Here is a 7,895-nt window from a genome sequence, read left to right as displayed (position 1 = left end):
CAAGAGCGATAAAGCCTAAGCCATCAAAGTACCCACATAAAAAAAGAAATGCCAGTCAGCTTAACTGACTGGCATTGACCTAAGGGTGCTTTTTTTATGTCTTTAGGTTACTTGTTCGTAGTTTTTCAGCAATTTCTTAGTACCCAAATCCAATCATTTTGTGTTATCTTATTCATGCTTAATTCAGCACTATTAACAACATAAATCAGCAGACTAGATTAATTCGGTTTGCTACAACACATATCAAAGGAAATGACAGTGTCAGAAAACGTATATCAAGCCCCAGAATCAAACCTTGCTACAGCATCAACAGAAACAACCACTTTAAGCATGAAAGAAATTTTATTTTCTTTTAAGGGACGTATTCCTCGTAAGACCTATTGGTATTCTTTCTTAGGTATTATTGTAGCTTCATTTGTTTTTATGTTCGTAGTTGCATTATTAACAGGTGGTAATGAAACAGCAATCTCTGTGATCACACTAATCTTTTATATCCCACTTATGTGGGTTTCGCTTGCGGTTCAAGTAAAGCGCTGGCATGACCGTAATAAATCAGGTTGGTGGGTACTGATTGGCTTAGTTCCAGTTATTGGTGGTATCTGGGCGTTAATCGAAAATGGCTTTTTAGCAGGTGATGAAGCTGAGAACCGTTTCGGTCAACCTACTAGCTTATAAGCTACACTGTGTGCTCTGAATAACAGAGCACACAAAGTAAACTTACCAATGAAGCATTTTACTACGATTCAAATCGCTCGATTTATTATCAGCTTTAGTTGGTTTTATCATGGGCTGATGCCAAAACTTATTCATGTTGCCCCCTTAGAACAACAAATGACGGCAAGTTTTGGTTTTAATGCTGAAATCTCAACGCTCATTACTCGAGCAGCTGGCATAGGTGAAATTATATTTGCCGTGCTGTTTTTTATTTTCTATCGTTCAATGTTAATCAATATTCTCAACATAGCTGCTTTAGTAGGGCTAATGCTGTTTGTTGCTGTTTTACAACCAGCACTTTTAATAGAAGCGTTTAACCCTGTAACTACAAACCTTGCCATGATCGCGTTTAGTCTCGTGTTAATTAAAGAACTCAAAGAACCACAGCTCAATGCTTAATACGCCGCACCAGTCACCAATAACTCAATTCACAAAAAAAGAAGAAAAAAAATTTTTATCTTCTTATTTATTTTTTATAGGTTTAGTACAGATTATTGCCGCATTCTTTTTTTTGGATTTGCCTATAAAAGAGCAACTAATAGATGAGCAGGGCGTAGTACAACGCTTTTATGATTCACATAGAAATTGTGGCAAATTTAAATGTAAACTCATGACAGTTGTTGGTACTGAGAAGACGACTACATTCCTTAGACCAACTAACTTACCAATTAGCTTAAATGATAACGTTCATATTTTGGCTTCGTATGATAAAAGTGCCGAAGCGTATAAAGTCCATCAATTAAAACTTAATGGTAAGATGATTCAAAGTTATGAACAGGCGCTAGTTAAAAGCAACATAGCTCGTATATTGCTTGGTATTTTTGGTCTGATTTTGATTGCTTTTAGTTTAATCAACAAGTTTAAAGCTAAACCGAATAACAACGCTTAATTTCATCAATCATGGCATTTGCTAAAGGAGAGCCGGCATTTGTTTTTGAGGTGATCAATACCACAGGAATATCGTAGTGATATTTGTTTGGCTGGATAGCTTTAAAAATTCCTTTTTCGACCCAGAACTGTGCGTAGTGATCGGGTAAATAACCAATAAATTCACCCGATAAAATTAAATGTGCGATACCTTCATCGTGATAAGCAATAGCACTGTTTTGATAGTTTAAACCGTCGTTTCGGCTTTCTTTATCGCGCATGTAGTTACTGGTAATGACTTCGGCTTCTTTAATGAGCTCATTGATTTGTTTGTCATCACACTCAAATAATGGGTGGCCGACAGCGCAATACAAAAAGTTAGTTTCGTTATGTAGGGCTGTGTAATTAAGTCCGCGAATATGATGGCGGCTAACACCAATGCCCACCAACGAGCGGCCATTGGCTACTGCGGTTTCTACCTCTCGTGCCTCGCACACATTAATATCGAACTGAATGTTTTTACCTTTGCCTTTTAATCTTGCTATCGCGCGGGGAATGGCACAACGCGGGTCACTGACCATGGTATCTATAATGGCAATACTTAAACGCCCCGATAACTCGTTTTTAGAGCTTGCTACGGTATTAGCAAAGGCTTCGCATTGCTGAAGCAGCTCTATCGATGCCTGATAAGTGATGGCGCCAGCGTCTGTAATTTCAAAACCACTGCGGCCACGTTTACATAATTTAATACCAAGCCTTACTTCTAAATCTGATAAATGCGCACTGATGGTAGAGCGGCCAATATTCAAACGTGACTCAGCTGCTGAAAGCCCGCCACATTCAACAATTGCTACAAAAACGCGCAATAAGCGCAGGTCTACGTCATGAACTTGCATAGCTCTTCTTTTAGTTCGATAAATCTGGAATGAATAACGATAATTATGCATTTGTAAAACAACTAGAGCAAGCTAGACTCCATCTAAATAAAACTTAATCCTGTTCTTTAGGAGTTATAAATGACATTTAAGTATGGTGTTGACCAATTAACGTTAGACAGCGTTAATGCTATTGCAGCCGGTACGTTACAGGCAGAGCTTTGCCAAGAAGCAATTGATAAAATTAATAAAAGCCGCCAAAACGTAGACAAAATGGCTGCCTCAGATAAAGCCATTTATGGTATCAATACGGGCTTTGGTCCATTGTGTGATACACAAATTTCTCCAGAAGAAACTAACTTATTACAAAAGAACTTATTGATCACACACGCTGTTGGTGTGGGTGAGCCAATCGCTAAACCTATTTCAAAGCTGATGCTAATCACCAAAGTACATGCATTAAGCCAAGGTTTTTCGGGTATTCGTTTAACCGTAGTTGAGCGTATGCTTAAGTTTATTGAACTTGATATTATCCCTGTTGTACCAGAGCAAGGCTCAGTTGGCGCATCGGGCGACTTAGCACCGTTATCGCACTTATTCTTACCTCTTTTAGGTGAAGGTGAGTTTTGGGTAAACGACACAATCAAACCAGCAGCAGAGGTATTAAAAGAGCACGGTTTAGCGCCTTTAGAATTACATGCTAAAGAAGGCCTAGCGTTAATTAACGGTACTCAGTTTATTTTATCGCATGCCATTACTGCACTTACTAAAATGCGTTACTTATTAGACCTTGCAGATATCGCAGGTGCTATGAGTATTGAAGGTATGCAAGGTAGCAAATCGCCGTTCCGTGAAGAGTTACACGCAATTCGTGCTTTTAAAGGTAACGTTGAAGTTGCAGCGCGTATGCGTAGCTTTTTTGCTGGTTCTGAAAACATGGCTTCACATACTGATTGTGACCGTGTACAAGACCCTTATTCACTACGTTGTATTCCACAAGTTCATGGTGCATCACGTAACGCGTACTACCATTTAAAAGAGCTTGCTGAAACAGAAATGAACTCTGTAACAGATAACCCAATTGTGATCAGCGAAGAAGAAGCTATTTCAGGAGGTGGTTTCCACGGCCAGCCACTTGCTATGGTTTTAGATTACGCATCAATCGCAGCGGCAGAGCTTGGTAACATTGCTGATCGTCGTTGTTATTTATTGCTTGAGGGCTTACACGGCTTACCACGCTTGTTAACGACATCGGGTGGCTTAAACTCTGGCATGATGATCCCGCAATATGTGACTGCTGCACTGGTAACAGAAAATAAATCATTGTGTTTCCCGCCATCAGCAGACAGCGTACCAACATCAATGGGCCAAGAAGATCACGTATCTATGGGTAGTATCTCTGGTCGTAAGTTAAACCAGATTTTAGGTAACCTTGATAAAATCTTTGCTATTGAGCTGATGTATGCAGCGCAAGCAATCGAATTTAGACGTCCTAACAAGTGTTCAGACATCATTGAAGAAAACTTTGCGCTAATTCGCAGCAAAGTTACCAAACTAGAAGAAGACCGCTTACTTAAGCCAGACATTGATGCCATGGTAGAACTTGTTAAATCGCAAGCGTTTAAAGTTAACTAAGGGAGCAAATAATGACTTTTCAAGAACAAATTAAGCAAGGTATCCCAAGCGTATTACCAGAGCCAAAACCGTATCCAAGTGATGCAAACCGTGCTCCAAAACGTAAAGACATTTTATCGGCTGACGAAAAGCAATTAGCTATTCGTAACGCATTGCGTTATTTCCCTAAAGAATGGCACAAAGAATTAGCCGCTGAATTTGCCACTGAGCTTAAGCAATTTGGCCGTATTTACATGTATCGCTTTAAGCCTAACTATGAACTTAAAGCGCGCTCAATTAGCGATTACCCGGCTAAATGCGAACAAGCTGCCGCTATCATGTTAATGATCGACAATAACCTTGATCCTGCAGTAGCACAGCATCCTGAAGAGCTAATCACTTACGGTGGTAACGGTGCGGTATTCCAAAACTGGGCGCAGTACTTATTAACTATGAAGTACTTAAGCGAAATGGAAGAAGACCAAACGCTACACATGTACTCGGGTCATCCTATGGGGTTATTCCCATCATCAGTTGAAGCACCGCGCGTGGTTGTAACAAACGGTATGATGATCCCGAACTATTCAAAGCCGGATGACTGGGAAAAATTCAATGCACTAGGTGTAACTCAATACGGTCAAATGACTGCGGGTTCATTTATGTACATTGGCCCGCAAGGTATTGTTCACGGTACAACCATTACGGTCATGAATGCATTCCGTAAAGTGCTCGAAAAAGGCGAATCACCAAAAGGTAAGATCTTCTTAACTGCTGGTTTAGGCGGTATGAGTGGTGCGCAGCCTAAAGCGGGTAACATTGCTAATTGTATTACTGTGTGTGCTGAGGTTAACCCTAAGGCGGCTATTAAGCGTCATCAACAAGGTTGGGTTGATGAGCTAATTGATAACATGCCAGAGCTTGTTGAGCGTGTACGTACGGCCCAGCAAAATGAAGAAGTGGTTTCAATTGCTTTTATCGGTAACGTGGTTGATGTATGGGAAAGCTTCTTAGCAGAAGATATTTTCATTCACTTAGGTTCAGACCAAACTTCACTTCATAACCCTTGGTCAGGCGGTTACTACCCGGTTGATATCAGCTATGAAGAGTCAAATCGTTTAATTCGTGAAGAGCCAGAAGTATTTAAAGAAAAAGTACAAGCGACGCTTAAGCGCCACGCCGATGCTGTTAACAAGCACACGGCAAAAGGTACTTACTTCTTTGATTATGGTAATGCGTTCTTGCTAGAAGCATCACGCGCTGGTGGCGATGTAATGGCTGAAAACGGAATTGATTTTAAATACCCATCGTACGTACAAGATATTCTTGGCCCAATGTGTTTTGACTACGGTTTTGGCCCGTTCCGCTGGGTATGTACGTCAGGTAAACCAGAAGATCTTGATAAAACAGATGCGATTGCTGCAGACGTTTTAAATAAAATCATGGCGGACTCGCCTGAAGAGATCCAACAGCAAATGCAAGACAACATCACGTGGATCAAAGATGCGAAGCAAAACAAACTGGTTGTTGGTTCGCAAGCTCGTATTCTTTATGCAGACGCACAAGGCCGCGCTGAAATCGCTAAAGCCTTTAATGATGCCATTAATCGTGGCGAAATTGGTCCGGTTGTACTTGGGCGTGACCACCATGATGTAAGTGGCACTGATTCACCTTTCCGTGAAACATCAAACATCTATGATGGTAGCCGCTTCACAGCAGACATGGCGATTCACAATGTAATTGGTGATGGTTTCCGTGGTGCTACTTGGGTATCTATTCACAATGGTGGCGGTGTAGGCTGGGGCGAAGTGATCAACGGTGGTTTTGGTATGCTACTAGATGGTAGTGAAGCTGCCGAGCGTCGTTTGAAATCTATGCTATTATTTGATGTAAACAACGGTATTGCTCGTCGTAGTTGGGCGCGTAACGAAGAAGCTAATTTTGCGATTAAACGTGAAATGGCTCGTACCCCTAAACTTAAAGTGACCTTGTCTAATAACGTTGATGATGAAGTTTTATCAAACTTAGATTTCTAAGTTGTGTCAATGCAAAAAGGCCATGTTGTAAGTGCAACATGGCCTTTTTTATTGCCAAAAATTATTAAATAGCGCATCGTTTAGGGAATAAATTTTTAGCTTGGCGAATAAGGAGATAGATATGACTAAAACACTTACTGGTGGATGCTGCTGCGGCGAAGTCAGCTTTAAAGTCGCTGATAACTTTAGGCGTTTTTTCTTCTGCCATTGCGAACAATGCCGCAAACTAACCGGCACAGCCCATGCTGCAAACTTGTTTACTTCACCTGATGCTATCGAATGGGTAAAAGGCCAACAGCATATAACACGGTTTAATTACCCTGGTCGTGCATTATCTAGGGCGTTTTGTAAAACCTGTGGCTCTGCGCTGCCATTTGAATCACAAGACAGTAAATACCTACTTGTACCTGCAGGCAGTTTAAATGAAGAGCCAAGTAAAGAATTAGACGCGCAAATTTTCTGCGAAGAGCAAACCGAATGGCATAAAAAAGGTTTAAATGGCAAAAAGTTGATTGGCTTTGGTCGCGATTAAGCTCGGTTAAAGAGAAAAGTTAGCGAGTTACAAGGGTAAAATTAGTGAGTTAAAAGTTTGTAGGAGGCGTTTCAACGCCGAACAAGTAGCAGCGATTTTACATCGCGTCCTAGAGCCTAAACCCCAGTACCTAATGCTTTCAATCGTAGGCGTGAAACTTGTTTCGCGCGTTTGTAGGTCGTGCTTTAGCGCGTTAAAAGAGAAGTTAGCGAGATGTGAGAATAAAGTTTGACCAGTTGGTCGAGTTTGATTAATCTGTAAAACACATTTTAAAAGGAGGTTTAATATGTTTAAAGTTTTAACCTTAGCTGCTTTAGTCTCGTTAGCTGTACCTGCAAACGCAAATGAAATTACAGCTGAGTTTCTTAAAAAAGAGCTTGAACTTGCTCATTCTCAGTACATCAAAGGTTCGAGCGATAGTGCGCTTTATGCGTTAAATGCACTAGCAAGAATTCTTGAGCTTGATAGCGCTAAAACGTTGCAAACAGAGTTAGGCCCTAATAACCTTGCTTTTACTTATCTTCGAATTGGACTCATTCATGAGCATGCTGGTGATCAGCAGCAAGCCAACAGCTATTTTGCCAAAGCGATGAATGCTCACCAAGGCGAAAAACTTCAGCTTGCAGAGCTCAAAGCTTATATAACTAAATTAGATAAATCAGCTGCTCACTTAATTTAAATATAATTGGAAATACAAGGAAGACGATGATCAAATGGCACGAACTAAATAAATATCAAAAAGCTGCATTTTGGTGCTTGATAGCTATTGTTGGTTGGTTCTCACCTGAGATTGCACTGTTATTTCATTTTGGTGGAATAGAAGTTGTATTTGCTTTTTTAGCAATGTACAGCTTGCCTATAATCAGGGTAGTGCGTTCTTACTTTCTAAAAATTAAAGAAAATCTGTTACTTGCGTATGTGTCATTTCAAAAAAGTGCCTCTGGTAAACCCAACGTATTTTTGATGCAAACGGCATTTTGCTGTCTTGCAGTTTCACTCACCGGCTCATTCTCTTTTGCAATGGTATTTTTAATGCCAGGAATGATGTTAAACAATATGCTTGTTTAATTGGGTTAAAGTTAGCGACATACAAGGGTAAAGTTAGCGAGTTACAAGTTTGTAGGAGGCGTTTCAATGCCGAACAAGGAGCAGCGATTTTATATTGCGTCCTAGAGCCTAGATCCTAGTACTCCATCACACAAGTTCTGACTAGTTGAGGGCACCATAAGCCCTCTCAAGTTTTTCACGAGCTGATTCAAC

9 protein-coding genes are annotated in these 7,895 nt (G+C 40.5%); 8 read left to right on the top strand and 1 reads right to left on the bottom strand.

All coding sequences use genetic code 11. The features are described from left to right. The first annotated feature begins 258 nt into the window (after positions 1-258). Genes HUS62_RS21960 through HUS62_RS21950 form a run of 3 tightly spaced genes read left to right on the top strand, consistent with a single transcriptional unit; the run spans position 259 to position 1,603 of the window. On the top strand, positions 259-675 hold the full coding sequence (locus tag HUS62_RS21960; RefSeq protein ID WP_082665559.1) for a DUF805 domain-containing protein: 417 nt from the start codon (positions 259-261) through the stop codon (positions 673-675). Positions 676-723: 48 nt separating this feature from the next. Continuing rightward, positions 724-1,113, top strand: coding sequence for a DoxX-like family protein (locus tag HUS62_RS21955; protein WP_175081153.1), 390 nt, complete (start codon positions 724-726; stop codon positions 1,111-1,113). Continuing rightward, positions 1,106-1,603 carry a hypothetical protein gene (locus HUS62_RS21950; protein WP_175081152.1) on the top strand — a complete coding sequence of 166 codons (498 nt, stop codon included), beginning with the start codon at positions 1,106-1,108 and terminating at the stop codon, positions 1,601-1,603. Before HUS62_RS21955 ends, HUS62_RS21950 begins: the two co-directional genes overlap by 8 nt. On the opposite strand, the gene HUS62_RS21945 is transcribed toward HUS62_RS21950, so the two are convergent. Beyond that, positions 1,581-2,477, bottom strand: coding sequence for a LysR family transcriptional regulator (locus HUS62_RS21945; protein WP_175081151.1), 897 nt, complete (start codon positions 2,475-2,477; stop codon positions 1,581-1,583). The two genes, HUS62_RS21950 and HUS62_RS21945, sit on opposite strands and share 23 nt — an antisense overlap. 120 nt (positions 2,478-2,597) lie before the next feature. On the opposite strand from HUS62_RS21945, the gene hutH reads away from it, so the two are divergent. From hutH to HUS62_RS21920, 5 genes are all read left to right on the top strand, one after another. Next, positions 2,598-4,091: a histidine ammonia-lyase gene (gene hutH, locus HUS62_RS21940; RefSeq protein ID WP_175081150.1), complete on the top strand. Its 1,494-nt coding sequence runs from the start codon at positions 2,598-2,600 to the stop codon at positions 4,089-4,091. A gap of 11 nt (positions 4,092-4,102) precedes the next feature. Then, positions 4,103-6,103 carry a urocanate hydratase gene (locus HUS62_RS21935; RefSeq protein ID WP_175081149.1) on the top strand — a complete coding sequence of 667 codons (2,001 nt, stop codon included), beginning with the start codon at positions 4,103-4,105 and terminating at the stop codon, positions 6,101-6,103. Positions 6,104-6,224: 121 nt separating this feature from the next. After that, positions 6,225-6,635 carry a GFA family protein gene (locus HUS62_RS21930; RefSeq protein WP_175081148.1) on the top strand — a complete coding sequence of 137 codons (411 nt, stop codon included), beginning with the start codon at positions 6,225-6,227 and terminating at the stop codon, positions 6,633-6,635. Positions 6,636-6,921: 286 nt separating this feature from the next. Then, on the top strand, positions 6,922-7,314 hold the full coding sequence (locus HUS62_RS21925) for a hypothetical protein (RefSeq protein ID WP_175081147.1): 393 nt from the start codon (positions 6,922-6,924) through the stop codon (positions 7,312-7,314). 26 nt (positions 7,315-7,340) lie between these two features. After that, positions 7,341-7,703, top strand: a complete 363-nt coding sequence (locus tag HUS62_RS21920) for a hypothetical protein (protein ID WP_175081146.1) — start codon at positions 7,341-7,343, stop codon at positions 7,701-7,703. The last annotated feature ends 192 nt before the right edge of the window (positions 7,704-7,895 follow it).

This window comes from Pseudoalteromonas sp. 0303 (genome assembly GCF_013349995.1).
GTDB lineage: Bacteria > Pseudomonadota > Gammaproteobacteria > Enterobacterales > Alteromonadaceae > Pseudoalteromonas.
This window is presented reverse-complemented; position numbering and strand designations above follow the sequence as displayed.

Excerpts from the sequence above, each read along its gene's own strand:
- HUS62_RS21955 (WP_175081153.1), top strand. The coding sequence starts at position 724 with ATGAAGCATTTTACTACGATTCAAATCGCTCGATTTATTATCAGCTTT.
- HUS62_RS21950 (WP_175081152.1), top strand. The coding sequence starts at position 1,106 with ATGCTTAATACGCCGCACCAGTCACCAATAACTCAATTCACAAAAAAA.
- HUS62_RS21945 (WP_175081151.1), bottom strand. The coding sequence starts at position 2,477 with ATGCAAGTTCATGACGTAGACCTGCGCTTATTGCGCGTTTTTGTAGCA.
- hutH (WP_175081150.1), top strand. The coding sequence starts at position 2,598 with ATGACATTTAAGTATGGTGTTGACCAATTAACGTTAGACAGCGTTAAT.
- HUS62_RS21935 (WP_175081149.1), top strand. The coding sequence starts at position 4,103 with ATGACTTTTCAAGAACAAATTAAGCAAGGTATCCCAAGCGTATTACCA.
- HUS62_RS21930 (WP_175081148.1), top strand. The coding sequence starts at position 6,225 with ATGACTAAAACACTTACTGGTGGATGCTGCTGCGGCGAAGTCAGCTTT.
- HUS62_RS21925 (WP_175081147.1), top strand. The coding sequence starts at position 6,922 with ATGTTTAAAGTTTTAACCTTAGCTGCTTTAGTCTCGTTAGCTGTACCT.
- HUS62_RS21920 (WP_175081146.1), top strand. The coding sequence starts at position 7,341 with ATGATCAAATGGCACGAACTAAATAAATATCAAAAAGCTGCATTTTGG.